The sequence below is a fragment of the Methylocaldum sp. GT1TLB genome (assembly GCF_051027445.1).
GTDB lineage: Bacteria > Pseudomonadota > Gammaproteobacteria > Methylococcales > Methylococcaceae > Methylocaldum.
On sequence record NZ_CP194898.1, the window covers coordinates 4,260,024 to 4,284,945 of the forward strand.

Below are 24,922 nucleotides of genomic sequence, written 5' to 3' on the forward strand. Positions count from 1 at the left end.
GCCTACTCCAGTTCTTTGCGGATACGTTCGTTGTTCAGATGGAACGCGCCATCTACAACAGTCGGTTCCCCTTCCGTGAGCCCTTCGATCACTCGGCGATATCCGCCTTGCTCGGGAGCAAGCGAAACCGGACGCAGGGCGAACCCATCGGCGGCGATCCTGACGAAGACATAGTCCTGATCGCCGCTTCTCACCACGGCTTTGGCCGGGACACCGAGGCCGGTCAAAGCCGGCTTCCGGATGACCATGGTGGCCAGCATTTCGGGTTTGATCTTGCGCTCCGCATTGTTCACCTCCATGCGCACGGTGACCGTGCGCGTGGTGGGGTTCACGATGTCGGAGACGTAGATCAGCTTGCCGCTGATTTTCTGTCCCGGCAGCGCTGGAATCTGCACTTCGGTCTGGCCATCGGGTTCGATCAGATAGGCCTTTTGTTCCGGCGCTTCGGCCACCACCCACACGCGGGACAGGTCGGCAATCGTAAACAGGTCGTCCGTGGTCTGAGCGATCTGGCCTAGGGAAACATGCCGCTCGATCACGGTCCCCGCCACGGTGGCGGTCACCGGGGTCACCGAATCGATCTGGCCGGTGGCCGCGAGGCGCTGGATGGCGCCCTCGCTCATGCCCATCACGCGCAGCTGATCGGCACTGGCGCGAAGCTCCACCTCGGCTTCCATCAATTCGCTTTCCCGTTCCTTGAGTTCCGCCCGGCTGATCACGTCGGCTTGCAGCAGGCGTCGCGCGCGATCCACCGCAAGTTTGTACAGATTCACCCGGGTTTTCGCTTTCAGATAGGCGGCTTGGGCGTTGCCGAGTTCGGTGCTGTTGATGCGGGCTAGGATCTCGCCTTTTTTGACGGTTTGGCCGATGAAGGCGTTGATCTCGGCGACCCGTCCGCTGACGCTGGGACCGATGCGGGCCACGCGATGCTCGTCCAGGGCTACTCGGGCTGGAAGATGCAGGGATTCGGCAGTCTCCTTAGGAGCGACCGGGGCGATGGTTAGTCTCTGGAGTAGAGAGGACGGTGCGGTTACCGTCACCGCGCCGGCAGCGTCCTGCCCGTAGGCCGGCGCCAGGCCGATGAGGCACAACACTAAGGGAATGAGTATTTTCATAGCGACTGATCCTGGTAGTCCTGAGCCCGAAGCCGCTCGATTTCGAGCAGCGCGGCGTTCTTATCGAACAAGGCGTTGATATAGTCGACGCGTACCGCCTGAAAGGTGCGTTGGGCGTCGAGATAATCGAGAATGCCTCTTTCGCCGAGACGGTAAGCGGCCTCCGCTACCTTGAGGGCAGCTTCCGCTTCTCGGAGAAGACCCGACTCGAAGGTCTCGATTTGCTGACTGGCGATGCGGTAGGCGGTAATCGCAGTGTCGAGTTCGTACAGAAGGCTCAGCAGTTGCCGATCCGCTAGGGCGTCCGCCCGTGCGCGGTCGGCGGCGGCGCGGGCGATGGGGCCTTGCCGCTGATTCCACAGAGGAAGCGGCACGATGAGGTCGACCCGCCACTGCTCCAGATTGGGCTCTCGATAGACGCCGGCCTTGATGGTGGGCTGGGGATAGCGCAGCGCCTGTTCCAGTTCGAGCTGAGACGTGGCTCGGTCGACTTCCGCCCGCGCCTGAATGAGGGCCGGATGGTTCCGCTGCACTTGATCGCGGAGCGCATCGAGGTTCGGCGGTTCCCGGCGGGCCGCGGGGAGCTCGCCGACCAGGTCCGAGTCGGGCGGGAGCCGTCCGGCGACCAAGGCCCTGAGGGCCGTCTTGGCCTGCTCCACGCGCAGCGCTGCGCTCTCACGGTTCTTCGTGGCCCCGAGGAGTTCCGCTTCCGCCTTGACCAGTTCGTAACGCGAGGCTTCGCCGACTTCAACGCGGATGCGGATCTTGTCGCGGATGGATTCGAGCAGGCTCCGGTTGGCCTCCGCCATCGCCAGCAGCTCCTGCTGCCGCAGCACGTTATAGAACGCCTGCTTGACCCGGGTCAGCACGTTGAGGCTAATAGTTCGATAAAAGGCCTTCGCCGCGTCCACGCCGGCTTCGCCCGCTTCCCGCCGGGGACGGCGGACATACGGGAGTTCGATCGGCTGGGCGATATCGGCGCCGGTTAAAATGCCGCGGGTGACGCCGGTATCACGGGCCACCGATTCGCCCGCCTCGACCTGAATCTCCGGGTTGGGATAGGCTTTGGCAGTAATCAGATCGCCTTCCGCACCCTCGATTTGGGTCCGGGCAGCCGTTAGCTCGGGATTATGTTTTTCCGCCAAAGCCAGAAGGTCGGCCAGGCTCAACGAGGAACCGGCCGAATCCGAGGCGGACATGGAAAGAATCAAGAACCCGCACAGTAGTAGCGCTGGGGTCTTTTGTAGGGATGAACCCGTCATGGCTCTCGCTTGATGTCGTCGATCGGGAGGCGATGAATAAGCATTCATCGCGCCTGGCGGATAAAGATGGCCTGGGGCCAGCTTCATCCACGGGATCGGGGGCTAACAGCGGCGAGGGGGAGGCGGCTCGGGAATGATGTCTTGGGAACGGGACAGGACGGGGGCCGACCGATAACGCACCGGTTTTATCCCCCATGGCGAATAGCTCAAGGAATCCTGGGCCAGGCTGTCGTCATCCAGGTTGGAATAATCCGCCTCGTCCTGCGACTCGGCATCCGACTCTCCGTCGTCATCCCAATCCGGTGAACGCTCGGCGGTTTCGAGCGGGGACGCGTAGTCGGCCTGGGGCAAAGACAGGTCCAGATCCATAACCACCTGAATCCGCCACAGACCGGTGACGACATTCAGCGTCAACAGGAGCAGATAAAAGTAGTGTCCCGCAGGGCGGGTAGGCCGAACGCGTTGTTTTACTTGTTTCATGTATTGTTTCAAGCCGAAGACATACGGGAGTTTTCGGGCTTGAAACCAAAAAGATGGGCTATCGAACGGCGGGTATTCTAACCGTAATTTCGAGACCTGGAAAATCACGCTCGATCGTCGTTTGGGATAACTTGTCCCGCATCGCGGCAACGAGGTTCGCACGGCCATCGAAGCCCGTGGAGCCATTCTCAAGGCACTGCCGCCCCATAGTCCGGATCTCAATCCTATCGAGCAGGCCTTTTCAAAACTGGGAAAATACCAGGGCTGCGTTGAGTTTCTTGGATAAGTCACGAAATAGTCACGTTGACGGTCGTGAAAGACCATCAAGGTTTGGCTAAGTGATTGATTTAATTGGCGCCCCGGATACGATTCGAACGTACGACCTTCCCCTTAGGAGGGGGACGCTCTATCCTACTGAGCTACCGGGGCGGAGCGGATTGATTTTGCCGTAAAGGCTTTTAGATCAGGCGGATAGCTTTAAAAAAGCGGCTATAGTGTACCTCTAAGACCCGCCCGAAGGCCAGTAAATTCATATTTTGCCGCGTGATTTCGACTGCATTCTCCCGCAAAGGCGAGGGGGAATACCCTTGAGCGTCCGGTCAATCGTTGGGATCGTCGCAGGCTTCCCGCAAGGCGTCCAACGCCGTAACCAGGGCAGTGAACGGAATCAGGGAGACTTCCGTAGATTCGTTGAGTTCCCGTCCGAATCGGCGCAGTTTCGCCAGGCGTTGTTGGAGACGCGGTCCGGTGAAAAATGCGGCCGGATCGCGTAATCCGGCGCGCAGCATGGCAAGGCTGAAGCGAACCGAGCCGGACTTCAGCCGTTCCAGTAATGCAGTTTGTACCCGGCGTTCCCAGCGGTTGCGGGGTTTTACGTCATCGAGCCGGGGAATCAGCCGTCTTAAGTCCAGATAGTCGGCGACCGCATCGTTCAGTTCGGCTACCTTTGAAAGCGGCTCGCCCGTGCGGGCGGTCAAGTCGACCAAGGCCGGAAAGTTGTGCAGCCGTTCCATGAGCGCCATGAGACGGGCTTCTTCTACAGTGAAGCCCAAAGCTTCCGAATCCGAGATACGCTGCTCGTAATCCGGGAGCTCGCTCGTTGCGAGACTTTCCGCCAGATAAGCTAGATGCTGTGCCAGGTCCGAGCGCCACAGGGCTACCGATTCGGGACTCGGATGCAGCGCTTTGCCTTTTTGCAGCGCCCAGAGGCAGAACGAGTTCAGAAGGCTTTCCAAACGCAGCAAAAGCTCGAGCTGCCGAGCGGCTGCGATTCGATCGTCCAGAGCGCAGATCTTGTAGCGCAACGTACGTCCGTCGAGTACACGGTCGAACAGGAGATAAGCCCTGACGGCTTGATTGAGGAGAGAGGGCTCGAGTTCGTCGACCCAAACCAGAAAGCCCGCGCCGGCCTGGTTGATGAGCGTGTTGCAGATCACCGTGGCGGTGATTTCCATGGCGAGCGAATGTTCGTCGAGCGCTTCGGCGAAACGCTCCCGTACCGCGGCCGGAAAATAGCCGGCCAGGCAATCCCCGGCCCAGGATGCCGACAGAAACTCGGGGTTATCGAAGAAAGCCCGCTTCAAGGCTAGTTTGGCGTAAGCCATCAATACCGCGAGTTCCGGTCGGGTCAAGGCTTGTTGGGAGCGTGCCGCGATGTCCTTGCGGGACGGAAACGACTCCACCGCCGGGTCGAGCAGTCCAGCGTTGATCAGGCGCGCGGCGGCTTCGAGGAACGGTTCCGCATCCTGTAGGCAGCGTTGGTGGTCCAGCGAGAGACAGAGACTTTGCCAATAATTGTTGGCCAGGACCGAACGGCAAACATCGTCCTTGACTTCCGCCAGCCATCGGTCGCGTTCCTCCCGGTCGGCGATCAGTCCTTTGTGTTGCAGAAGATTCATGAGGATCTTGAGATTGACCTCGTGATCGGACAGATCTACTCCGCCCGAGTTATTGATCGCGTCGGTATCGATGCGCCCTCCGCTCAGAGCGTATTCGACACGGGCGAGTTGGGTGAAGCCGAGGTTGGCCCCTTCGCCGACGACTTTCGCCTTGATCTGGTTGGCGTCGACGCGGGTGCTGTCGTTGACTTTGTCGCCGACGTCCTCGTTGGTCTCGGTGCTCGCTTTGACGTAGGTTCCGATGCCGCCGAGCCAGAGCAGATCGACCGGAGCAGTCAGCATTAGCCGGATCAGTTCTTCGCCGTCGACCGTGACGTGGTGCACCCCGAGCCACTCGCGGACGTCCGGAGAAAGTGGAATGTCCTTCGCATCGCGCCGGAACACGCCGCCGCCGGGCGAGATCAAGCCGCGGTCGTAATCGTCCCAGCTGGAGTAGGGAAGATCGAACAGGCGCTTTCGCTCTCGATAGGACTGCGCCGGGTCGGGACTCGGATCGAGGAAGATATGGTTGGCGCTAAAGGCGGCGCGCAGGCAAATCTTGTCGGACAGCAGCATGCCGTTGCCGAACACGTCGCCGTCCATGCTGCCGATGCCGATCACCGTAAACGGTCGGGTGTCGATATCCTGGCCCAATTCGCGGAAGTGCCGTTTCACGCACTCCCAGGCGCCGCGGGCGGTAATGCCGAGCTTCTTGTGGTGATAACCATGCGAGCCGCCGCTGGCGAAGGCGTCTCCGAGCCAGAATCCGTACTCCGATGCGATGATATTGGCGCGATCCGACAGCCGCGCCGTCCCCTTGTCCGCGGCGACCACGAGATAGGGATCGGCATCGTCGTGGGGCACGACCTCGGAGGGGGCCGTCACGACGGTGCCTTGTAGATTGTCGGTCAAGTCCAAGAGCCCGCGAATCAGTGTGGAATACGCTTCCTGGACCAGCCGCTCGCGATCGGCCGGATCCCGCGCCGTCTGCTTGACGATGAATCCGCCCTTGGCCCCGTGCGGAACGATCAAGGAATTCTTGATCATCTGAGTTTGCATCAGATCGAGAATCTCGCTGCGGAAGTCGTCCGGCCGATCCGACCATCGGATGCCGCCGCGAGCCACCTTGGCCCCGCGCAGGTGTATGCCTTCCATCAGCGCCGAATGGACGTAGATTTCGAACAACGGCCTCGGCGCCGGCATGTTGATGATCCCGAGGCTGCTGATTTTGAAGGCGACGAAATGGTCCGGCTGATCCATCCTCCGGTAGAAGTTGGTCCGCAGCGTGGCGTCGATGAGGTTGAACAGATCGCGGAGGATGCGGTCCTCGTTCGAATCTTCCACCTCGTTCAGCGACGAGCCCAGTTCCATGCGGATCGGCAACATGGCTTCGTCCTCGCGCCGGGCGAGATCGATCCAGCGCCTGTCGGGCTTGAAGCGGCTCTCGAAATAGTGAAAAAGCAGCAGGGCCGTTTTGGGATTGTTGAGCAGCGCCTGATGAAAGCGGAAACGGCCGAAACGGCTGCCGAGCTGAAAATAGTAGTTTCGGTAAGCGCGGAAGACGTCGATTTCCTTCCACGAAAGCCCCGTCAGCAGCAGCAAACCGTTGAGGGCATCGTTGTCCGCCCGTGCCGTCAGCAGTGCCATGAAGGCCTCCAGCAACGGCTCTTTGACGGGTATCAGGGAATCGAAACCGTCCGCGGCGGGCTTGACCGAGAAGCTGCGGATATAGATGCGCTGCGATCCGATCTCGCCCCTGAACTGAACCTGATCGACCACCCGTAAGTTCAGGTCCTGGAGGATCGGAATGATCTCGTCCAGGCTCCGCTCGCGCAGCCCGTAAAGCTGAAGGCGATGGAACGGATCGCCGAGTTGCCGGTCGGGTTCCCACAGGTCGACGGCTTCCCGGCCGGTTCGGATGACTTGTTCTACCTTGAATGCGTCACGAGTCGCCAACTGTGGAGGAACGAGCGCGCGGTATTCGGCGGAGAAAGCCTGCTCATAAGGAAACGAGGGGGCGGTTTGATGGAATTCCCGAGCGGCCTGGTCGAGAAAAATTCTGAAGCTGCGTTCCCAGGGCATAGTCTTTTTCTCCTGCCGAATCGGAATGCCGGTTGTATTCGCGGCTGGGATGGTTAGAGTTTCGCCGCATCCGAGTTCGGCCGATTGATGAGGTCTAGGCCAGCCTCTTGTACATTTCCAACACGTTGCCGTTGTCCGCCTTACGGTAGCTGACCCAATCCATAAATGTCCGCATAAAGAAAATGCCTCGGCCGCGTTCGTTCAAGGCATCGAGATTAGGAGGCGGTACGGCATTCAAATCGAAACCCTGACCATGGTCGTATACATAAATCCGGAGATCCTTGTCTCTTATGCGCATGCACACCCTAACGGTCTTGTTCGCGTCGCCCGGTGCCGCATGCTGAATGGCGTTGACCATCGCTTCGGTCAAAACCAGGTTGAGATGATAGGCAAGCGCATCGCGGTCGCCGGTGTAGACATCCAAAGTCTTGGCCACCTGTTCGGCGATATTGCCGATTAAACTCAAATACCGAGTTTGGTTCGGGACCACAATTTCGACGTTGATAATGTCGGTTTCGCCGCCCATCGAAATCTCCTGGCTAGTTGCTGCTCGGTACCTCCCCAAGGCTGGGATAGATATCGAACACCCGGTGCAAGCGGGTAAGCTCGAACATGGATTGTACACGCGGCTGTAGTCCCGCCAGTACGAAGCTGCCGGAACGCAAGGAAGCGTTCTTGTAACCGGACAGCAAAGCGCCCAAGCCTGAGCTGTCGATGAAACGGACGCCCGACAAATCGATAACCAAGCGCGTGTGACCGTCTTCCAAAAGCTTGAGGATGTAATCCTTCAGTTCGCCGGAGTTATGCGCATCGAGGCGCTCTTCCTTTAGGCTGAGGATGGTCCTGCCGTTACGATTTTCAGTCGAGATATTCATCGTTTGGCTCCAGCATCCGCAATTGTTTCTATAGGACAAGTTGCACGGAGAATAATAACGTGGAATTCATCGGCAAAGACATAGGCGCAAAGTTCTTGTAGGTAAGTTTTCGCGCCGAATACCGGCGCGGCAATCGGGTCGTGTTTCAGCGCCTTCTAATCCGGGGACTTGTGACGATTGCGAGTCGTATCGAGAGCAGATCTTGCAGCAGCTTACCGTTCACATGTTCTTATCGGGCCGGAACTACCGGCGTGAAACGATTGGTTTAATTACTTAGACGGCGGCAATGAGTTAAAAATTCACGGAGCCACGTTTCTTTGAAGTCCTCCAGATTCCAGCTCCGCCGGACGAGCAGCCGGTAATGCGCGGGCGGAACGATATAAACTTCCGCATCGGCTTGAATCCCCGTGCGGGTGACCACGGTCAGGGTTTCGCGCCGATAAAAGTCGTCCTCGAACGCGTCCAGATCTTTAAGCGCGCGTGCCGAGACATCTTCGTAGAGTACACCGTCGGTAAAGCTGCCCGTCTCTCTGCGAAGTCCTGGATAGACCCGGTTGCGAATACGATAGCGGGCAAAACCATGTAACCGGGCCGGTTGCGATGGGAAAACACTGCCGGTGACGGCTCGCATTACCTCCGGAACCTGGAGCGTGCCATAGGCGAAAATCTTGAACATGACGGCAGTACGTTGAGCAAAGAACGGAAGCTTAACCGGCCGCCGGCCCTGATCCAAGGGACTGCGCCCTTGGCCCAATGTCGTTGGAAAAGGAGTCAGGATTTTCTTGTTCGTCTTTGTCTTCGTCCTTCCGGCTCAGTAGGCTTGGTCAATTCCCACTGTGGAGACCGGAATCGCTTAAACAGAAACAGATGACAAAAGCCAGATTTTTACACTGCCCCTTACACGTCCTCACGACCTCCTGTAGCCGTTCCATCCTATTTACTCCTCCCTTCTCAGACTCTTATGAAACCCGACAACTTATCGGCTTGTAACACTCAATCAAGGTTACGCTTGTATCAATACAGGCACATGACTAACATTTTCCACCTCGAAGGTGCAATGGTTTGTGCCGCTTAGAGTGTTATTTCCAGTTGAGCATTACTATAGGAACAACTCATGAACATGAAACCTGAGCTAACGGAACGGCAGCAGAGAGAGCTCGACTATCATCGAGAACATGCGAAGAAACACGGAGCGATTCTTGCCGAGCCGTTTTCGTGGGATGTGCTTCTGAACCCCGGTCGTCGATGGTGGAACGCCTACTGGCAGATGTACGCCTACCTTGTGAGTTGCGATCTCAAGGGCAAGGATGTACTGGTTGTAGGATGCGGCTTCGGAGACGACGCTCTACGGCTCGCCAAACTCGGTGCAAAAGTAAGTGCTTTCGACTTGAGTCCGGACGTGCTCCAGATCGCGAGGACCCTCGCCGCTCGCGAGGGCTTGGAGATCGCCTTCGACGAAATGCCCGCTGAACGAATGAGGTACAAGGACGCCAGTTTTGACTATGTGATTTGCAGAGATATCCTCCACCACGTCAACATCCCCGAAACCATGAGCGAAATTGTTCGCGTGGCAAAGCCAGGGGCTCAGTTCATTGTGAACGAGATTTATTCACATTCTATAACCGAGAAGGTCCGCCGCTCCTCTCTTGTTGAGTCGTTCTTGTATCCGCGCATGCGACGATTGATTTATGGTCCCGAGAAGCCCTATATCACGGAAGATGAACGGAAACTCAATGAAAGCGACCTTGCCGAGATCACCAAGCCTCTGCAGGCGCGGCGTGTTGAGAAGCACTTCAACTTTCTGGTTACGAGAATTATCCCCGATCAATCTGAATTGTTTGCAAAGATCGATCGCATTCTGCTCATTCTATTTAAGCCGATGGCGCCATTTCTGGCCGGCCGGATACTTTTCAGCGCTCAAATCGTAAAGTAGTGCCCCGCCCCCTGCTTGCTGCAATGCCCGACTCGTCGTTCCAGCCGACCGCCTTCGGCGGACGTTGGTCTCCAACGGGAAAAGGGGCAGTCCATGTGGGCTGGAAGAGCGAAGCAAATCCCGGCAAATCAGGTTTCACTCCCATTGGCCGTTGCGAATCGATGCCCAATCTATTAACCCGGCCTATAAATATAGGCCGGGTTAATCCGGGGCAGGGATGCCCCGGCGCGGCGATAAGCCGCGTGAGTCCAGGCCGGGCGTGTACCGGGCCTGGGCGGCGGCCCGAAATACCAGGAGGGTATTTACGGGCCTGATTAATAACAACCGGGAGAGCAAACAAAGGCCTTCTCAAATGCTTTCCTGATCAGTTACCGGGGAGCTAACCCCGACCGGCCTCATCTCCCTCGCTTCGCTCTGCCCAAGGGGAGAGGGGTTTTTTGCGACACCTTGCGGGAGAAGGCTTTTTCAGAGACTCCTCAAGGCTTGACCGCGGCGACCCAGGCGTCGATGTGTTCGGTCGTGATCGCGCCGCTGACCGGCAGACGGTTATGGCCCGCATCGTAGAAATAACTGCGGGGCAGCTCGCCGTACCAGGACGAGTCGATCTCGTAGCGCAGCCGCTGCGCATTGGAATCGCTGAAAATCCACGATTCGACCTGCTTCAGCTTGTGTTTCGCCAGCATATCACTCACTTCGCCGGCAAATTCGGCTTCGTCGGTGGAGACCATCACCAGATCCAGCTTCGGATGCTTTTTCATCGAGGCTGCCAGGGCGTCCAAATCTTTCATGCAACTGGCGCAGTCCAGGGACCAGAACATGAGAATGAAAGGTTTTCCCTGGCGGGTTTTCAAGATATCGCTGAGACTGCCGGCCCTGAATGGCTGCGTTTGATTTTCGGCGAATGACGGAGCTGAAAATAGCGTCAGGAACAGGCAAAGCAGAGCGAATAATTTTTTCATATGGGTATTCATAAGAATCGGAAGGGATAAAAGCGGATCGATTAATCGATGCGGATCAGGCGGTAACCCTTGTCTTGGCTATTCCACGATAGAAAAATCGCTTGGCCGTCGGTCAAGAGGAACGGAAAATCGACTTCGGCGTCCGATTCCACCGTTGCGACTGCCTCGGACCATGTTTTTCCGCCATCCCTGGACTGTTTGACCATCGCCCGATTCTTCCGGCCGTCGAACTCGTTCCAGGCGAGAATCACCCGATCGCCCGCGGCCAAGACGTCCGGATGTCCCGGCAATCGGTCGGGATCGCCCAAGGCCATGGGCTCTGAAAAGCTGCGGCCCCGATCGTCGGAATAAGCGTAAAACAGGCCCTGGCGTTTCGTTCCCTGGGTAAACCATGCGACGTGGTAGCGGCCGTCCCGGCCTATGGAAAGTGCCGGTCCATGAACCGGGCACGCTTCGATTTTCCAGCCGTCATTCGTGGCTCGTGTCGCCGCCCACTCGGCACGGCCGTCCTCGGGCTTTAGAAGGCCATGATCGCGGATGTTGCCGGGATAAATGAACCGGGTGATCAAAACCGGCCGCCCATCGGTATCGAAATCGACGGCGAGGCGGCAGCAACTGCAAACGTCGTCCACGATTTTTTGATTGGATTGAAGGGGCTTTCCGTTGGCGCCCAGGACGGTGTGAAAGATGTCGTTGCCCCGTGCTTCGTCGACGCCCTCGCGCTCGTCGTGCCAAAACGCGTGCAAATCGCCGCGGGGATCAACCGCCAGTACGGCCTGAAACGAGTTGGCTGTTCTGGCCATGTCGCTCAAGGGCTCCGGCGCGGTGAAATGCCGCCCCTGATCTTCGGAAATGCTCAAATAGGTGGTCCAGGGCTGCAAGCCGAAGGCCGGGTAAGCGACGTAGATTCGGCCGGCGGGATCGACGGCGATCTGCGGGCGGTATTCGCTTTGCGTCCTGATCGGCACGCGCTCCGGGTTGATTGCTACCGGGGGACTGAAGGTTTTGCCGTAATCGCTGGAAAAATCGACGTAGACGCGGTCGGTGGTGGGCACGACGCGCCACAGCCGTCGGTCGGGGCCGAAAGCCGCCGAGACCGGAAGCTTTATGTCCATGCCGCGATAATGTTCAAATCCGTCCGAAATCGGCTTTGTTCGCGAACCTATGGACGCGCAACCGGACAAGACCGCCACGGACAAAGCCCAGAAACACAGCGAGGCCAGATGATTGCGGACGCCGGAGAAAGACCTCGTCCGAATCGCTCTTCGTTTGAGTCCGATCGACAACACGCTTGAAATCAAACCCCCGGTTCGCAAATTAGCCGCCCCATCTGCACGTAACCCTGGTTCGACCGGCGATGCGGTAACCCGGTTCCGCCGGGTAACCGTTCAACTCGGTCGCGATGAGGGACATCGTACGAAAAGCCATGTTTAAGGTTTCGCTGCCCGCAACAACACCAGCCGGTGAAACATTAAGGAAGCTCTGAACAAGTGGATTCCGGTCATGCCCTTCGGCAGGCTCATCACGAACGGAATCAATACGTTACCGTTCGTCCTGAGCCTGTCGAAGGACTTAATCAGAGATTCCTTAAAGAACTTGGCCGCCGTTATCGAAGTCCTTTGGCTGCAAAGGCCGATGGTCAAAGTTACGGCATGCATTTCTTGCTTCTTGCTCCACGAGTAAAGAAAAACTCTTTGCTTCGGTAAATGTTGAAGTGTGTGTTTTCGCAGATCGCCAAGGCTTTTGTAAAAGGCCGGTCAAATGGGCGGAGCATCACGCAGAAATCGAGCCAAGCATGCCGAACCCGTTGCGCGGCGCAAGGTTGCTTGGCGCTCGGTTCCGAAGCCATCCGTAAAACTGCGGCAAATCACGCAGTCAGGTGTTTGAAATGACGCACACATATTTTCTTGATGTCTCTGACGAGAGAGCGTGGGCTACATCTCGGTAGGGCTATCCGAGCAGGGCGCCCAATTCTTCCGGATCGACCGGCTTTACCAGGTGATGATCGAACCCCGCGGCTTTGGTGAGAGCTCGGTCTTCTTGCTGGCCATAACCGGTTATGGCGATGATCAGCGCTTCGCGCGTCTCCGGACGTTCACGCAGTCTGCGGGCTACTTCGTAGCCGTCCATGCCCGGGAGGCCGATGTCCAACAGCACGGCCTGGGGCCTAAATTCGGATGCCAAATCGAGAGCGGCCGGCCCATCGAGTGCGGTTCGGACGTCATGGCCTTCGAGTTCCAGTAATAAAGCCAAACTTTCGACGGCATCCGTGTTGTCATCGACCACGAGAATACGCTTGGATTTGGTGTCTTGGTCGGTCATACATCAGTTCCTTTTTGTCACAGTTCGGAAATGCCGGGTAACACAATACGATCTAACCGGGGGCTTTCATAGGTCGAGCGACGCGTCTACACAAATAAGACGTGAATAGCCGGAGCAATGGGGAGCCGAACAAAGGGGAATCTTTGTCGGGCCGGCAAGTCTTATGAAGAGCGGGAATTTCCCCGGCAAGGCGGCCAAGATACCGTGCTTCTGGAAATCAGTCCGTCGACCATGGGAAGTTCATACAAGAAGAAACAACAAGAAGAGAACGGATATGTTTTTGCCATTTTATTTCCCCAGTAAGGAAGCGCTCAAGCTCGTCATCATAGGCGGCGGCTATTCAGGGCTGTCGGCGCTGATTACGATCCGTGAATACCGTTCCGACGCCGAGATCGTCTTGATCGATCGCCGGCCTTATCACCTTAAGATTACCCATCTGCACGAAAGTTTTCGCCGTCCTCTGACGGACTTCAAAGTGTCTTTCGCGGCCTTGGAGAAGCGGTTCAATTTTCGCCATGTCATGGCGGATCTGAGATTCGACGATACGGCGTTGAAACAGTGGCAAAGCGACCGGGTCATACCGGTCGGGCAGGAGGAGATCGGGTTCGACTATCTTCTGATCGCCACCGGAGCGGGTTTCAAGAAGCTCGAGAAACCTAGCCGAGTGATCGATCTCGACGATTTCATCGAAAAGCCGGGGCCGGAGGTCCTGCAAGAGAACTTGGCGGCTGCGAACTCTTCCGCTCCGTGGATTACCGCGGTCGGAGGCGGTGCGACCGGCATCCAGTATCTGTTCGAGATCGCCAATTTCGTGCGGGAGCGCCGCATTCCCTGTCGGCTTCGTCTGGTGGACTCCGAGCACAGGGTGCTGACGCAGTTCAATGCGAAATTGGGGCAGTATGCGGAGGCTCGAATGGCGGACCTCGGAATCGAGCATGTGACAGGTCGTTTTTTCCGCGCTCAGGAGGCGGATCGTGTCGTGCTCGAGGAGGTTGAGACGGGCGAGCTGTCCGAACTCGATTCCCAGCTGAGCCTGCTTTTCGTCGGCAAGAGCGCCAACATCCGTTTGCACGCCAATTTTTTCGGCCAAGTCGTTGTGGACGGAGACATTTTGGACCGGGTTTTCACCGCCGGCGACTGCTCGTACTATCGCTCATTGGGATCGAACGCCATGACGGCTCAGTCCGCCGTGCGCAAAGGCAAGTTGGCCGCTCGAAACATTCTCAGGCATTCGGGGCTCGTCAAATTGCTGGAGCCGTATCTGCATCGCGATCTGGGCTATCTGGTCAGCCTGGGGCCTCAGGATTCCGTGGGATGGGTGGCGTTGGAACGCAATGTGGTCGGGGGATTTCCCGCAGCGGTCGTGAAAGAAATCGTCGAAGCGCAATACGATCTATTGCTTGCGGGCATCGATACCTATGTGTTGTGACCGGCTGGAGGAAAGGTGGCAAGGCGTATATTTGCGGCGCTGTTGTCAAAGCGTGAGCAGGTGAACTGGATTCATATGGGATATCGGTGCGTCCAATAATGACGCCAGAAAATTCAGGAGGCGCAAATGATGTTTGGCTCAAGTCAGCCCGTAAAAGCCAAGGCGACCACGGTCATCAACAAACCCGTAGAGGAAGTTTTTCATTTTATAAGCGACGAGTTCTTCGAAAATTACCCGAAGTGGTCACCCGAAGTCGTCGAATTGAAACCCTTGTCGGAAGGGCCAATGCGTCTTGGCACTCTGGCGCGGCAGGTTCGAGTCGATCATGGGCACCGGACCGAATCCACGTTCAGGGTGACTGATTATCAACCGAACAAGCGGCTTTGCTTCAGCGGAGTGTCCAGCCCTTTCCGCTGTGTCTATGATTTCGAGCAAAAGAGTACGCAGTCGCCATCCACGCAGGTCGCGTTTACCTTTGAGTTATCGGAGCTCGAGCTGTTCATGCGTCCGTTCGAGAAATTGATTCGAGTCGCCGTGCAGGATGGTGCCGAGCAGACGGTGAAAAATCTAAAAGGCCTCATCGAGGGCCATTCGTGAGTCAAAAGGAATTTGGCGAGGTTTTTCGATCAACAATAAGCGGAAGCGAGAGATTGAAGTGAAGAATTAGGAGGAACCGATTATGGCCTTCATTGTGGAAAAAGATCCGGGACTGATCCCGCAGGTGCTGGCTAAGATTCTTGATTCGTGCGTCAATGGCGTAACGCTGGCCGACCCGGATTTGGACGATATGCCCGTCGTTTATGTCAATAAAGCCTTCGAAGAGATAACGGGATATGACCAGGGAGAGATAGTGGGGAAAAACTGCCGGTTTTTACAGGGAAACGATAGAGATCAGGACGCTCGTACCCAGATCCGCGAAGCGCTGGCGAACGCTCAGCCGGTTGAAGTGACGCTCCGCAATTATCGAAAGAACGGCGAGCTCTTTTATAATCATCTCGCACTCACGCCGCTCTTCGATCGAGACGGGAAGGTGATTTATTATCTCGGGATTCAGTACGATGTGACCAACCAGGTACGGGCCGAGGAAGAGATCAAGCGCCTGAGCGAAAACTTGGAGAATGTCTCTAGGCTGACGAAATAAAAAAGCCGGCGTCTTTGCCGTGTGAAAGACGCATGAGCGATAAGACGGTGTGGTCAAGAAGTTTCCCGGCGCTGTTCGCGTTCGGCCGCAAATGTGCGTGTCGCTAGGCCGACGCCGTAAATGCAGATTATGAGCAAGTTAAGGTTTTGATATGGCGGTTATTTGCACGAGCGTTTGCGTCAACTATACGCCCAAAGAAATGTACGATTTGGTGAACGACGTTCAATCCTATCCCAGCTACCTTCCTTTGTGCAGCAATGTAAAGCTGCATTCAAAAACACCGAATGCCCTCAGGGCTACCATCACGCTGTCGAAAGGCAAGATCAAGTTTTCCTTCACGACGGAAAATTCGATGGAGGACAGCAGGCATATCCGGATGAATCTGGTCGAAGGGCCGTTCAAGCACTTGCGCGGGCATTGGCGTTTCGAGCCGAGTGCGACCGGCGGTTGCGAGGCGACTTTCCGCCTAGATTTCGAGTTTGCCAACGCCTTGCTGGGAATGGCCTTCGGCGGCTTTTTCAAGGAAGTGACCGAGTCCTTTGTCGAAGCTTTCTGCCGCCAGGCGGCCAAGAAATATGGCGAGCGGGAGACTCATCCGCCCGAGTCTCTTCATGGCCATGGAAAGCTCACATAAGAGACAACGGCACCTCGCCGCATGCGCGGTGCAACCCGGTCCTTGAACCTTAACTGCGCGGTCCGGCTGAAAGTCGGCGATCCGGAACCTCGAAGCGGTAAGTTTCGCCGTGACTCAGATATCTCACCCGATCATCGAGACCGGCGGCGGTTACGGCCTTCTTGAAGTCTTCGAGCGGTGATTTGAAAACCCGGTAATCGTTGTAGTGGATAGGAATCGCCTCGCGAGGGTTAACGATTCTTATCGCTTCAATGCCCTCCTTAGCGTCCATCGTGACCAGGATGCTCATAATCCGGGTGCCACCGAGATGAAACAGTCCCAGATCGATGTCCGGATGGCGAATGGAATTCTTGGCGGTGTCGACATGAGAACGGAACTCGATGAGTGCTAATAATGAAAAGACCTCAACGGGGCTCTTCTTATTTTAAAAAATGCTTGAATATATCGAGTCGAAACTATAATATGACTTCACTGCCGTCGTGTCCCCCTCAAGGCAGTAGCTAGATTCAATACCTCAACGAACTAGCGAAGGAAGACTTATAGGGTCGGCCCGAGCCTCCTCAGCCGACCTTTTTTTTGTGGTTGCAAATCGATTCGCGAAATCCTCTGGTCGAAGGTGCTGATTCGTGGAGGGCAATCAGGCATGATGGGTCGCTTCTCAGTGAAGCTGAATAATTTGCTTTTCTGGATAAAGGCCAAGATGGATGAACGGATGGTCCTGCTCATGGCCGGCTCTATCGTCATAATGCTCTATGGCGACGTCGTTCTGGGTTGGATCGGATCGTTATTGCATTACGCGATCGAGGTATTGGAACTGGGCCTTGAGCACCTGATCGAAGCGACATTTCATGTATCTCAACGCACAGCACAGATCCTGACGGCCTGGACCGGGCTTTTCCTATTCCTGCTGCTCGGCTGGTTCATTTTTCGTAAGACTGTAAGCCTGTTTCGCGAATGGATTGCGCTAAGGTCGGACCGCTTGAATCTACATCAAACCCGAATATCGAACCGGCAAAGACTGGCCATCTGTGCCAGCCTGCTGATCGCCGTCATTCTTGCGATCTACTTTCAGTTCTGATCGAAAGGCGCACGGTGGACCGAGCAAAAATCGACCGTTCGCGGACCGGTTAAACCTGATCCGCCTACGTCCTTAATTTCCTACCAAGTCCAGAAACGCCGCTTCGTCCAATACCTCGACACCGAGTTCCTGGGCCTTAGCCAGTTTCGAGCCGGGATCGGCTCCGGCTATCACGTAGCTGGTGTTCTTGGACACGCTACCGGTGACCTTGCCGCCTAGAGCCTGAAGCCTGGCTTTTGCTTCCTCTCGACTCATGGAGGACAGCGTGCCGGTGATGACGAAGGTTCGGCCCTGGAGCGGTTGCTCGGTTTTTACCTCCGCGACTTCTTCCCAATGCACCCCGGCATCGAGCAGAGCTCGGACCACCCCGACATTGTGCGCTTGCCGGAAGAAGGTATGGATATGATGGGCCACGGAAGGGCCTATGTCGGGAACATTCTGCAGTTCTTCCTCGTCCGCGGCCACGATGTTGTCGAGGGTGCGAAAGTGAGCCGCCAAGGTGTGCGCCGTGACTTCGCCGACTTCCCGAATGCCCAGCGCAAAAAGGAAGCGGGACAGGGTAGTATGCTTGCTCCGTTCCAGCGCATTGATCAGGTTCTCCGCCGATTTTCGCCCCATGCGCTCCAGTGCCGCCAGCTGTTCCGCGGTCAGTCGGTAGAGATCGGCGACCGTCTCGATCAGCTTGTTTTCGAGAATCTGATCGACCAGCTTGTCGCCCAGGCCGTCGATGTCCATGGCGCGGCGCGAGGCGAAATGCTTGATGGATTCCTTGTGCTGCGCGGGGCAAAAGAGGCCGCCGCTGCAACGGGCGATGGCTTCGCCGGGCTCCAATTCCACCTCCGCGCCGCACACGGGGCAGTGGCTAGGCATTTGGAAGACCGGGGCGTCGGCCGGGCGGAGTTCCGGCAGGCTTTTCACCACTTCCGGGATCACGTCGCCGGCGCGCCGGACGACGACGGTATCGCCGGCCCGAATATCCCGCCTGTGCACTTCATCCGCATTGTGCAGCGTCGCATTGGTTACGGTGACGCCGCCGACGAAAACGGGTTCGAGCCGCGCCACCGGGGTCAGGGCGCCGGTGCGTCCCACTTGAACCTCAATGGCGATGACTTTGGTGGTGGCTTCTTCCGCGGGGAATTTATGGGCGATGGCCCAACGCGGCGCGCGAGCGACGAAACCTAATGCGCTCCGGTCCGCCAGACGGTCCACTTTGTAAACCACGCCGTCGATTTCGTAGGGGAGATCGTGCCGCCGGGCCAAGAGGTCCCGATAGTAAGCAAGACAGCCGGCTATGCCTTGGACCACGTGTAGTTCCGGACTGACGGGAATGCCCCAGGACTTGAACCGGTCCATCAACTCTTTCTGGGTATCCGGCAGCTGGTCGCTCGGAAAGATGCCATAGCCGTAAGAAAAGAAGCAGAGGCGGCGTGAGGCGGTAATCTTTGGGTCGAGTTGGCGGAGGCTTCCGGCGGCGGCATTCCGCGGGTTGACGAAGACCTTGTCGCCGTTTTGCCGCGCCCGCTCGTTCAAGGCGAGAAAACCCTTTTTCGGCATGAACACTTCGCCCCGCACTTCGAAGCGTTCCGGCCAGCCGCTGCCCCTGAGCCGCAGCGGAATGTCGCGGATCGTGCGGACGTTGTGGGTGATGTCCTCGCCGGTCTGACCGTCGCCGCGCGTGGCCCCGCAAACCAGGACGCCCTTGTCGTAGATGAGGCTGACCGCGAGGCCGTCGAGCTTCGGTTCTACCAGATATCCGATGTCGTTGCGTCCGAGTCGCTGGCTCACGCGGCGATGGAAATCCTCGGTGTCCTCATCGCTGAAGGCATTGTCCAGCGACAGCATGGGGATTTCGTGGCGTACCGCGGCAAATGCTGCCACCGGCGGAGCGCCGACCCGCTGTGTCGGGGAATCGGGGATGGCAAGTTCCGGATACTGGCGCTCGATCGCCAAGAGCTCCTGCATCAGGCGGTCGTACTCGGCGTCGGAAATCAGCGGCGAATCGAGCTGATAGTAGCGTAGATTGTGGAATTCGATTTCTTTGCGCAATTCGTCCGCGCGACGTTTAATCTCTTCCGGCGCGTTCACGGCTACTCGTAAGCTTCTTCCAGGCGGTTGCGCATCTGGGCGATTTTTTCCCCGGTCAGCGGACGGCGGGCGTCGTCCCACTCGATCCCGTCCAATCGAACGGCCAGCTCATGGCAAGTGTTGACCAAATCGTCGAACACGCCCAAGGGATCGTCGACCGTGGCGGGTTGAAAGAACAGGACCACGCCGGGGCACTCGAACGACGCCATGTCGTCGACGGGGAAGGTGCCGGGTTTCACGAGGCTGGCCACGCTGAACAGAGGTTTGCGGAATTCGCGGTCATAACGGTGAAAGATGCCCATCTCGCCATGGACCAGGTCGAGGTCCAACAGAGCATTCTTGAGTTCGTCACCCGCAAAAACGAACTCGTCTCCCGCCACCACGCTGAGTTGTATCAGAAACGGGGCGCCCAAAGCGGCGGTTCTGTCCGCTTCTCTCTGCGTTGTTCGCGGCGGTTCCTGCGGCGCCTCGATCACGTCTTCCGCCTCGTCTTCGAAATCGAATTCATTATCGGAAAAATGCCGCTCGTTTCGATTCAGGACGCGAACGCTTTCGAATTCTTCCTCATCGTAATCAGGCGACTCCTTATCGATCGAAGGGTCGAAATCCAGTTCGTCGAACTCGCCGCGCCGTTGTAGAAAATCCAGGACTTTTTGCTTGTGGCGTCCCCAGACATAGATGCCGGCGATGACGATGACGCCGATCACCAGCAGGACCAAACGTACGGTATCTCTATCCATCTCCTTTCCTCAAAGGCACTTGACAGCCTGCAAACAAGGAAGCCGCCAATGGCGGCCAAGTTATCTCGTGCGGAAAACCGGCCCGCACACGGCACAGGAACTCAAACCGCCGACATTTCCACCGCCGCGTCGATATCGACCGCGACGATGCGGGACACGCCGGGTTCTTTCATGGTAACGCCGGCCAGATGCTGGGCGATTTCCATCGTCACTTTGTTATGCGAAATAAACAGGAATTGTACCTTTTCGGACATTTCTTTGACCAACTGGCTGAAACGGCCGACGTTGGCGTCGTCCAGCGGAGCGTCCACTTCATCGAGCAGGCAGAAGGGCGCCGGGTTGAGCTCGAAGATGGCGAACACCAGCGCTACCGCCGTGAGCGCTTTTTCGCCGCCCGATAGCAGGTGGATCGAGCTGTTCCGCTTGCCGGGCGGCCGCGCCATGATGCTGACGCCGGATTCCAGCAAATCGCGTTCGGTGAGGTCCAGGGATGCCTGGCCTCCGCCGAACAGCTTGGGAAACATGCGTTGCAGGCCGGCATTCACCTTGTCGAAGGTCTCTTTGAAGCGGGCTCGGCATTCCCGATCGATTTTCTCGATGGCTTCTCTCAACGTGGTCAGCGATTCGATCAGATCCTGGTGCTGCTGATCGAGAAACTTCATGCGTTCTTCTTGCGCCAGGTATTCTTCCATCGCCGTCAGATTGACCGCGCCGAGCCTGATGATTTCTTCCCCCAGTTCGGCGACTCGCTTCTGCCAGATCTTTTCATCCGCGTCCTCGGGCAATTCGGCTAAAACCGCGTCCGGTTCCGCGCCCAGTTCATCGAATTGCTCCTGCACCGTCTGTCGGCGCACTTCGTTGGCCTGGAGTTCCAGCTTGGTCTGTTCGAGGCGCTGTTTGAGGCCGTCCAAGTCCCTCTGATTACGGACCCGAGCTTGGTCGACGCGGCGAATTTCGGCTTCCAGGTCGCCGACGCGCTTGCGTAAATCCGACAGTGTCCGCTCGACCTCGACGCGCTGCTCCAGCAGTTCTTCCAACCGGGCTTGTTCGTCCTCGACCGGTGTTTCTGCTTCGTTCATCTGTGCGCTGACGGTTTCCAGCCGTCCCAGGGACTGGTCGTACTGATTTTGGGCCCGCTCAAGGTGTTTTCGGGTTAAACCTTCAGCCGACTTCAGGGTTTCGAGACGGGTCTTGAGTTCGTGGACCCGGTCGCGCGCCGCTTTCAAGGACGCATCGGCGTTGCCGAGAACATTTTCCAGCGCCTCCCGCCGGGCGGCATGATCCGCGGTTTTCGGTTCCAGCTCGGCAAGCCGTTCTTCCGCCTCGAGCAAGGCAGTCTTGGCCTCGGTGGTTTCTTCGACGATTTGAGACTGGTGTTCTTCCAGATCGTCCAGCTCGTATTCGAGCTGCCGGAGACGCTTCGCAGCCTGCTCGCAGCGTGCCGTGGCGGCGCTCAACTCGGCCTTGAGACGGGTTTGATCGGCGCCCAAAGCACGCTCCTGAGACTGCAGGCGCTCGCGCTCGTGCTCCGCATCCTTCACTGCTTGATCGGCTTGCGCGAGATCGTGCTCCAGTATCCGGCTTCTTTCGAGCAGGCTGTCGCGCCGGGTCTTGAGTTCCCGCAGGTCGCGCTCCCGCTTGATCATGCCGGCCTTTCCGTCCTCCGGCTTGTGGACGGCCAGCCAGCCCCGGCCGAGGCGGATGCCGTCCGGAGTCACCACCGATTCGTGGTCCGCCAGCCGCTCGCTCACGGTTTTCGCTGCCGCAAGATTTTCCGCGCAATATACGGCACCGAGCAGCGGACCGAGATCCCAGGGCGATTGCACTTGTCCGATGAGTTTCTCTGCGGCCGGCGTGGCAGCCCCATTCGGCGAGTGGGTTTCAAAGAAGCTCAGCGACTCGCCGGGAAGTTTGTCCAGATGCGGCCAATAGACGGCCGGTCCCTCGACGCACAGGGCTTCGAGATGGCTGCCGAGGACGCTTTCGACCGCCGTCTCCCAGCCGGAACGCACGTCCAGGTGTTCGGCCAGGCGCCCGGCACGATCGAGATCGCGTTCGGCCAGCCATGTCCTGACTGCGGCGCGGTCCTTGCCCATGGCGTGCTGTTGCAGCGTTTCCAGCGAGCTGATCTGGCCCTGTATGGCATGCACTTCGGCACGGCTGGCGTTCAGTTCGTCCTGGCAGACTTTCGCTCGCTGGCGTTCCTGCTGAATTCGTTCGACCAGGCTTTGCAGCTGCTCGTGCAGCGCCGCGCGTTCGGCTTCCAGTTCCGCCAGATCCTGTTGCAGCGCTTCCAGCCCCTCGGTTTGCAGCGTGTCTTCGAGCTCGTCGCGCTCGGTTTCCAGCCGCTCCCGCCGGGACTGGAATTGTCGCTCCTGTTGTTCCAGTTGCTTGAGCCGCGATTTCTGAAGCTCAGCCTGGCCTTTGCAACGGTTGATTTCGCCGCTCAGCGATTCGAAGGCCTGGCGCAGGTTTCTGAGCGCCCGGTCCGATTCGTCTCGGTATTTGACCGCTTCGATTTCGGCGGCCAAACCCCGATCAAGGTCGGTCTCGACTGACGCGAGCTCTTCCCGCACGGCTTCGAGTTGGTGTCGATCGTTTTCCAGGTCGCGCAGCGCCTGTTCTTTTTCCCCTTGGAGCCGGGTTTGTTCCTGACGCAGGGTTTCGCGCGTCTTGTGCGCGTGCTTGATCGCCTGGTCGAGCCGGCTGACTTCGGAGCCCAGCTCGTAAAAGCGGCCTTGGTGCTCGCCGAGTTGGTGTTGCAGCGCTTCGTGCTGGTCTCGATATTGCTCCAGCGTTTCGTTCAAGCCGTTGCCTTCGCTGACCAGTTGTCGGAACAGCTGTTCGGATGTTGCCAGGGACTTTTGATGATCGCGCAGGAGCTCGTCGTATTTGCGCCAGCGGATGGCGAGCAGTTGCTCTCTGTAGCGCCGCTCCTCCTGCTTGAGGCCCGTGTACTTTTCGGCCTTTCTCGCCTGCCGCCGGAGATTGTCCAGTTGTTTCGCCACCTCGTCGCGCAGATCCTGCAGCCGGTCTAGGTTTTCCTGGGTGTGACCCATGCGGAGCTCGGTTTCGTGACGCCTTTCCTTGTACTTCGAGATGCCCGCCGCTTCCTCGATGATCTCCCGCAGTTCGTCGGGCTTGGCTTCGATCAGCCGGGAGATGGTGCCTTGCTCGATGATGGCGTAGCTTCGGGAGCCGAGCCCGGTGCCGAGGAACAGGTCGGTGATGTCCTTGCGGCGGCAGCGGGTGCCGTTCAAGAGGTAGGTCGATTGCCCGTCCCGCGTGACCTGGCGCTTGATGGAAATTTCCGGGTATCTGGCGAATTCGCCCGGCGCCTTGCCTTCGCTGTTGTCGAAGATCAGTTCCACCGAGGCCATGCCCACCGGCTTGCGGGTGCTGGACCCGTTGAAGATCACGTCGGCCATGGTGTCGCCGCGGAGATGCTTGGCCGAGCTCTCGCCCATCACCCAGCGCACCGCGTCGATGATGTTCGATTTGCCGCAGCCGTTCGGTCCGACGATGCCCACCAGATTGCCGGGAAGCGGAATCGGCGTGGGGTCGACGAAGGACTTGAAGCCCGCGAGTTTGATCTTGTCCAGCCGCATCAGAGGGTGTAAATGAGTTTTGCAGTACGAGACGACAGCAGGAAAATGATGGTGGGCGCGATGGCGGGCAAGTCCGTTAGTCTGGTTTGTAATGGAACCGGGCGCTATTATAGCGGACTAAGTCACGGCGTCATTCCGTACTTGTTTATGTCCTGTCTGTGTTCCGCCACTACTGCGCATCGCGCATTTCTGAAGATCCTTTACCGTTCTCCTATGCCATCAATACCTAGCAAAGACCTCGAAACCTTCGATAATCCGCAACCCGGCCGCAATTACACTATCCGCATCGAGATTCCGGAGTTTACCTGCTTGTGCCCCAAAACCGGCCAGCCGGACTTCGCCACCATTCTGATCGAGTACGTGCCGAACCGATCGTGCGTGGAGCTCAAATCGCTCAAGCTTTATATCTGGTCTTTCCGCGAGGAGGGCGCGTTCCACGAAGCGGTGACCAATCGAATTCTCGATGATCTCGTCAGGGCCTGCGCTCCGAACTTCATGCGCGTGACCGCCCGCTTCAATGTACGTGGAGGTATCTACACCACGGTTGTCGCCGAGCACCGCGATCCCGCTTGGGAAGCGCCGCGGCTGGTCAATCTGCCGTAAGCGACGGATTGCGACGCCGGGCGATGAAAAGCACATTCGCGAACGGCGTGCCCTCGCTCATCGGAACGGCCTTCACGGAGAATCCCAAGGCTTCGAGCAAGCCTTTCCATTCCGGTTCGCTGCGGTAATGATAACGCTGCCGAAAATGGCCCCGCGCCAGCGCGCACAGCCGCTCGGCCGTTCGGGTGGCTTGAAAGCTTAGGCCTGAACCGGCATCCGCCTCCCGCATGACCAGCGCACCGCCATCGGGCAGTACGTCCGCTATTCGCTCGAGCAGCGCCTCCTGTTCCTCCGCCGCGAGATAAAGCAAAAGGTCCAGCAGAACAACCGCTCGGCAGGCGGGCAAGGCTGCGGTGCGCACGTCGGCGACGGCGATTTTCGCCTCGTCGCCCAAGGCCAGCCTGGCGGCGGCTACGTCGTTCGGACGCAGATCGATGCCGAAAAATTGCGCGTTGCTCAGCGAAATCAGATCGAGTCTCCGAGCTTCCGACAATAGGCTCATGAGAATGCCTCTCCCGCAGCCGAGATCGAGAATCGCGCCGGTCCGGGGAAGCCAATCGGGATTGGAAAGGAGATAGGCGTACACGGGATCGTGCCGCAGCTTGCCGCGCACGAATCCTTCGGTGAAGCGGCCCGCCGCCCGATAGCGGCGGGCGGTTTGTTCGGCCAAATGGCCGAAATCGACGATCACTGCGCGTT

The 24,922-nt window shown here is 58.0% G+C and carries 22 protein-coding genes, 1 tRNA gene and 1 pseudogene; 8 read left to right on the forward strand and 16 right to left on the reverse strand.

The genetic code is table 11. The features are described 5' to 3' along the window. Positions 1 to 2: 2 nt before the first annotated feature. The 3 genes from ACR2R1_RS18745 to ACR2R1_RS18755 all read right to left on the reverse strand — a co-directional run bounded on the left by ACR2R1_RS18745 (position 3) and on the right by ACR2R1_RS18755 (position 2,857). Entirely contained in the window at positions 3 to 1,115 is a 1,113-nt protein-coding gene (locus ACR2R1_RS18745; protein ID WP_077731969.1) for an efflux RND transporter periplasmic adaptor subunit, read from the reverse strand. Further along, on the reverse strand, positions 1,112 to 2,314 hold the full coding sequence (locus tag ACR2R1_RS18750) for a TolC family protein (RefSeq protein WP_434111429.1): 1,203 nt from the start codon (positions 2,312 to 2,314) through the stop codon (positions 1,112 to 1,114). Before ACR2R1_RS18750 ends, ACR2R1_RS18745 begins: the two co-directional genes overlap by 4 nt. 165 nt (positions 2,315 to 2,479) lie before the next feature. Continuing rightward, a complete protein-coding gene (locus ACR2R1_RS18755) occupies positions 2,480 to 2,857 on the reverse strand; it encodes a hypothetical protein (protein WP_077731971.1) in 378 nt (125 codons plus the stop codon). Between the two features lie 101 nt (positions 2,858 to 2,958). Here ACR2R1_RS18755 and ACR2R1_RS18760 point away from each other — a divergent pair. Continuing rightward, positions 2,959 to 3,107, forward strand: a pseudogene (locus ACR2R1_RS18760) (transposase); the annotation flags it as partial. A gap of 102 nt (positions 3,108 to 3,209) precedes the next feature. Here the strand turns inward: ACR2R1_RS18760 and ACR2R1_RS18765 are convergent. From ACR2R1_RS18765 to ACR2R1_RS18785, 5 genes are all read right to left on the reverse strand, one after another. After that, positions 3,210 to 3,286 (reverse strand) — tRNA-Arg (locus tag ACR2R1_RS18765). 170 nt (positions 3,287 to 3,456) lie between these two features. Beyond that, the gene (locus ACR2R1_RS18770) at positions 3,457 to 6,816 is read right to left on the reverse strand and encodes an NAD-glutamate dehydrogenase domain-containing protein (protein WP_434111432.1); all 3,360 of its coding nucleotides are present in this window, start codon (positions 6,814 to 6,816) and stop codon (positions 3,457 to 3,459) included. A gap of 94 nt (positions 6,817 to 6,910) precedes the next feature. Further along, positions 6,911 to 7,342, reverse strand: coding sequence for an ATP-binding protein (locus ACR2R1_RS18775; RefSeq protein ID WP_156879738.1), 432 nt, complete (start codon positions 7,340 to 7,342; stop codon positions 6,911 to 6,913). Positions 7,343 to 7,355: 13 nt separating this feature from the next. Next, the gene (locus ACR2R1_RS18780) at positions 7,356 to 7,691 is read right to left on the reverse strand and encodes an STAS domain-containing protein (RefSeq protein ID WP_077731446.1); all 336 of its coding nucleotides are present in this window, start codon (positions 7,689 to 7,691) and stop codon (positions 7,356 to 7,358) included. 265 nt (positions 7,692 to 7,956) lie between these two features. Next, positions 7,957 to 8,367: a gamma-glutamylcyclotransferase family protein gene (locus ACR2R1_RS18785; protein WP_077731447.1), complete on the reverse strand. Its 411-nt coding sequence runs from the start codon at positions 8,365 to 8,367 to the stop codon at positions 7,957 to 7,959. 438 nt (positions 8,368 to 8,805) lie between these two features. Here ACR2R1_RS18785 and ACR2R1_RS18790 point away from each other — a divergent pair, with 438 nt between their 5' ends. After that, a complete protein-coding gene (locus ACR2R1_RS18790; protein ID WP_434111434.1) occupies positions 8,806 to 9,624 on the forward strand; it encodes a class I SAM-dependent methyltransferase in 819 nt (272 codons plus the stop codon). Between the two features lie 476 nt (positions 9,625 to 10,100). On the opposite strand, the gene ACR2R1_RS18795 is transcribed toward ACR2R1_RS18790, so the two are convergent. From ACR2R1_RS18795 to ACR2R1_RS18805, 3 genes are all read right to left on the reverse strand, one after another. Beyond that, on the reverse strand, positions 10,101 to 10,583 hold the full coding sequence (locus ACR2R1_RS18795; protein WP_168175475.1) for a redoxin domain-containing protein: 483 nt from the start codon (positions 10,581 to 10,583) through the stop codon (positions 10,101 to 10,103). 41 nt (positions 10,584 to 10,624) lie between these two features. Continuing rightward, positions 10,625 to 11,698, reverse strand: a complete 1,074-nt coding sequence (locus tag ACR2R1_RS18800; RefSeq protein WP_434111437.1) for a sialidase family protein — start codon at positions 11,696 to 11,698, stop codon at positions 10,625 to 10,627. 835 nt (positions 11,699 to 12,533) lie between these two features. Next, a complete protein-coding gene (locus ACR2R1_RS18805; RefSeq protein ID WP_077731451.1) occupies positions 12,534 to 12,905 on the reverse strand; it encodes a response regulator in 372 nt (123 codons plus the stop codon). A gap of 274 nt (positions 12,906 to 13,179) precedes the next feature. Here ACR2R1_RS18805 and ACR2R1_RS18810 point away from each other — a divergent pair, with 274 nt between their 5' ends. The 4 genes from ACR2R1_RS18810 (at position 13,180) to ACR2R1_RS18825 (ending at position 16,109) form a co-directional block, all read left to right on the forward strand. Beyond that, positions 13,180 to 14,334, forward strand: a complete 1,155-nt coding sequence (locus ACR2R1_RS18810) for an NAD(P)/FAD-dependent oxidoreductase (RefSeq protein WP_347257261.1) — start codon at positions 13,180 to 13,182, stop codon at positions 14,332 to 14,334. 126 nt (positions 14,335 to 14,460) lie between these two features. Continuing rightward, on the forward strand, positions 14,461 to 14,931 hold the full coding sequence (locus ACR2R1_RS18815; RefSeq protein WP_205780824.1) for an SRPBCC family protein: 471 nt from the start codon (positions 14,461 to 14,463) through the stop codon (positions 14,929 to 14,931). 82 nt (positions 14,932 to 15,013) lie between these two features. Beyond that, positions 15,014 to 15,475, forward strand: a complete 462-nt coding sequence (locus tag ACR2R1_RS18820) for a PAS domain-containing protein (RefSeq protein ID WP_077731453.1) — start codon at positions 15,014 to 15,016, stop codon at positions 15,473 to 15,475. Positions 15,476 to 15,626: 151 nt separating this feature from the next. Continuing rightward, on the forward strand, positions 15,627 to 16,109 hold the full coding sequence (locus tag ACR2R1_RS18825; protein ID WP_347257260.1) for a type II toxin-antitoxin system RatA family toxin: 483 nt from the start codon (positions 15,627 to 15,629) through the stop codon (positions 16,107 to 16,109). Between the two features lie 49 nt (positions 16,110 to 16,158). Here the strand turns inward: ACR2R1_RS18825 and ACR2R1_RS18830 are convergent, their stop codons facing one another. Continuing rightward, complete coding sequence (locus ACR2R1_RS18830; protein ID WP_205780825.1) at positions 16,159 to 16,398, reverse strand: MBL fold metallo-hydrolase; 240 nt, start codon at positions 16,396 to 16,398, stop codon at positions 16,159 to 16,161. A gap of 354 nt (positions 16,399 to 16,752) precedes the next feature. Between ACR2R1_RS18830 and ACR2R1_RS18835 the strand changes: the two genes are divergently transcribed. Further along, positions 16,753 to 17,187, forward strand: a complete 435-nt coding sequence (locus ACR2R1_RS18835; protein WP_077731455.1) for a hypothetical protein — start codon at positions 16,753 to 16,755, stop codon at positions 17,185 to 17,187. A gap of 72 nt (positions 17,188 to 17,259) precedes the next feature. On the opposite strand, the gene ligA is transcribed toward ACR2R1_RS18835, so the two are convergent. The 3 genes from ligA to smc all read right to left on the reverse strand — a co-directional run bounded on the left by ligA (position 17,260) and on the right by smc (position 23,620). Continuing rightward, positions 17,260 to 19,272, reverse strand: coding sequence for an NAD-dependent DNA ligase LigA (gene ligA / locus ACR2R1_RS18840; protein WP_434111440.1), 2,013 nt, complete (start codon positions 19,270 to 19,272; stop codon positions 17,260 to 17,262). Between the two features lie 2 nt (positions 19,273 to 19,274). Beyond that, complete coding sequence (locus ACR2R1_RS18845) at positions 19,275 to 20,012, reverse strand: cell division protein ZipA C-terminal FtsZ-binding domain-containing protein (RefSeq protein WP_077731457.1); 738 nt, start codon at positions 20,010 to 20,012, stop codon at positions 19,275 to 19,277. Positions 20,013 to 20,113: 101 nt separating this feature from the next. Continuing rightward, positions 20,114 to 23,620: a chromosome segregation protein SMC gene (gene smc / locus ACR2R1_RS18850; protein WP_434111442.1), complete on the reverse strand. Its 3,507-nt coding sequence runs from the start codon at positions 23,618 to 23,620 to the stop codon at positions 20,114 to 20,116. 213 nt (positions 23,621 to 23,833) lie between these two features. Here smc and queF point away from each other — a divergent pair, with 213 nt between their 5' ends. Continuing rightward, on the forward strand, positions 23,834 to 24,223 hold the full coding sequence (gene queF / locus ACR2R1_RS18855; protein ID WP_133717136.1) for a preQ(1) synthase: 390 nt from the start codon (positions 23,834 to 23,836) through the stop codon (positions 24,221 to 24,223). Here the strand turns inward: queF and ACR2R1_RS18860 are convergent. After that, positions 24,210 to 24,914 carry a class I SAM-dependent methyltransferase gene (locus ACR2R1_RS18860; protein WP_434111444.1) on the reverse strand — a complete coding sequence of 235 codons (705 nt, stop codon included), beginning with the start codon at positions 24,912 to 24,914 and terminating at the stop codon, positions 24,210 to 24,212. The genes queF and ACR2R1_RS18860 overlap by 14 nt on opposite strands. Positions 24,915 to 24,922: the final 8 nt, after the last annotated feature.

Bases quoted from the DNA above. Each gene is read 5' to 3' on its own strand.
- ACR2R1_RS18745 (WP_077731969.1), bottom strand. From the start codon at position 1,115: ATGAAAATACTCATTCCCTTAGTGTTGTGCCTCATCGGCCTGGCGCCG.
- ACR2R1_RS18750 (WP_434111429.1), bottom strand. From the start codon at position 2,314: ATGTCCGCCTCGGATTCGGCCGGTTCCTCGTTGAGCCTGGCCGACCTT.
- ACR2R1_RS18755 (WP_077731971.1), bottom strand. From the start codon at position 2,857: ATGAAACAAGTAAAACAACGCGTTCGGCCTACCCGCCCTGCGGGACAC.
- ACR2R1_RS18770 (WP_434111432.1), bottom strand. From the start codon at position 6,816: ATGCCCTGGGAACGCAGCTTCAGAATTTTTCTCGACCAGGCCGCTCGG.
- ACR2R1_RS18775 (WP_156879738.1), bottom strand. From the start codon at position 7,342: ATGGGCGGCGAAACCGACATTATCAACGTCGAAATTGTGGTCCCGAAC.
- ACR2R1_RS18780 (WP_077731446.1), bottom strand. From the start codon at position 7,691: ATGAATATCTCGACTGAAAATCGTAACGGCAGGACCATCCTCAGCCTA.
- ACR2R1_RS18785 (WP_077731447.1), bottom strand. From the start codon at position 8,367: ATGTTCAAGATTTTCGCCTATGGCACGCTCCAGGTTCCGGAGGTAATG.
- ACR2R1_RS18790 (WP_434111434.1), top strand. From the start codon at position 8,806: ATGAACATGAAACCTGAGCTAACGGAACGGCAGCAGAGAGAGCTCGAC.
- ACR2R1_RS18795 (WP_168175475.1), bottom strand. From the start codon at position 10,583: ATGAAAAAATTATTCGCTCTGCTTTGCCTGTTCCTGACGCTATTTTCA.
- ACR2R1_RS18800 (WP_434111437.1), bottom strand. From the start codon at position 11,698: ATGGACATAAAGCTTCCGGTCTCGGCGGCTTTCGGCCCCGACCGACGG.
- ACR2R1_RS18805 (WP_077731451.1), bottom strand. From the start codon at position 12,905: ATGACCGACCAAGACACCAAATCCAAGCGTATTCTCGTGGTCGATGAC.
- ACR2R1_RS18810 (WP_347257261.1), top strand. From the start codon at position 13,180: ATGTTTTTGCCATTTTATTTCCCCAGTAAGGAAGCGCTCAAGCTCGTC.
- ACR2R1_RS18815 (WP_205780824.1), top strand. From the start codon at position 14,461: ATGATGTTTGGCTCAAGTCAGCCCGTAAAAGCCAAGGCGACCACGGTC.
- ACR2R1_RS18820 (WP_077731453.1), top strand. From the start codon at position 15,014: ATGGCCTTCATTGTGGAAAAAGATCCGGGACTGATCCCGCAGGTGCTG.
- ACR2R1_RS18825 (WP_347257260.1), top strand. From the start codon at position 15,627: ATGGCGGTTATTTGCACGAGCGTTTGCGTCAACTATACGCCCAAAGAA.
- ACR2R1_RS18830 (WP_205780825.1), bottom strand. From the start codon at position 16,398: ATGAGCATCCTGGTCACGATGGACGCTAAGGAGGGCATTGAAGCGATA.
- ACR2R1_RS18835 (WP_077731455.1), top strand. From the start codon at position 16,753: ATGATGGGTCGCTTCTCAGTGAAGCTGAATAATTTGCTTTTCTGGATA.
- ACR2R1_RS18845 (WP_077731457.1), bottom strand. From the start codon at position 20,012: ATGGATAGAGATACCGTACGTTTGGTCCTGCTGGTGATCGGCGTCATC.
- smc (WP_434111442.1), bottom strand. From the start codon at position 23,620: ATGCGGCTGGACAAGATCAAACTCGCGGGCTTCAAGTCCTTCGTCGAC.
- queF (WP_133717136.1), top strand. From the start codon at position 23,834: ATGCCATCAATACCTAGCAAAGACCTCGAAACCTTCGATAATCCGCAA.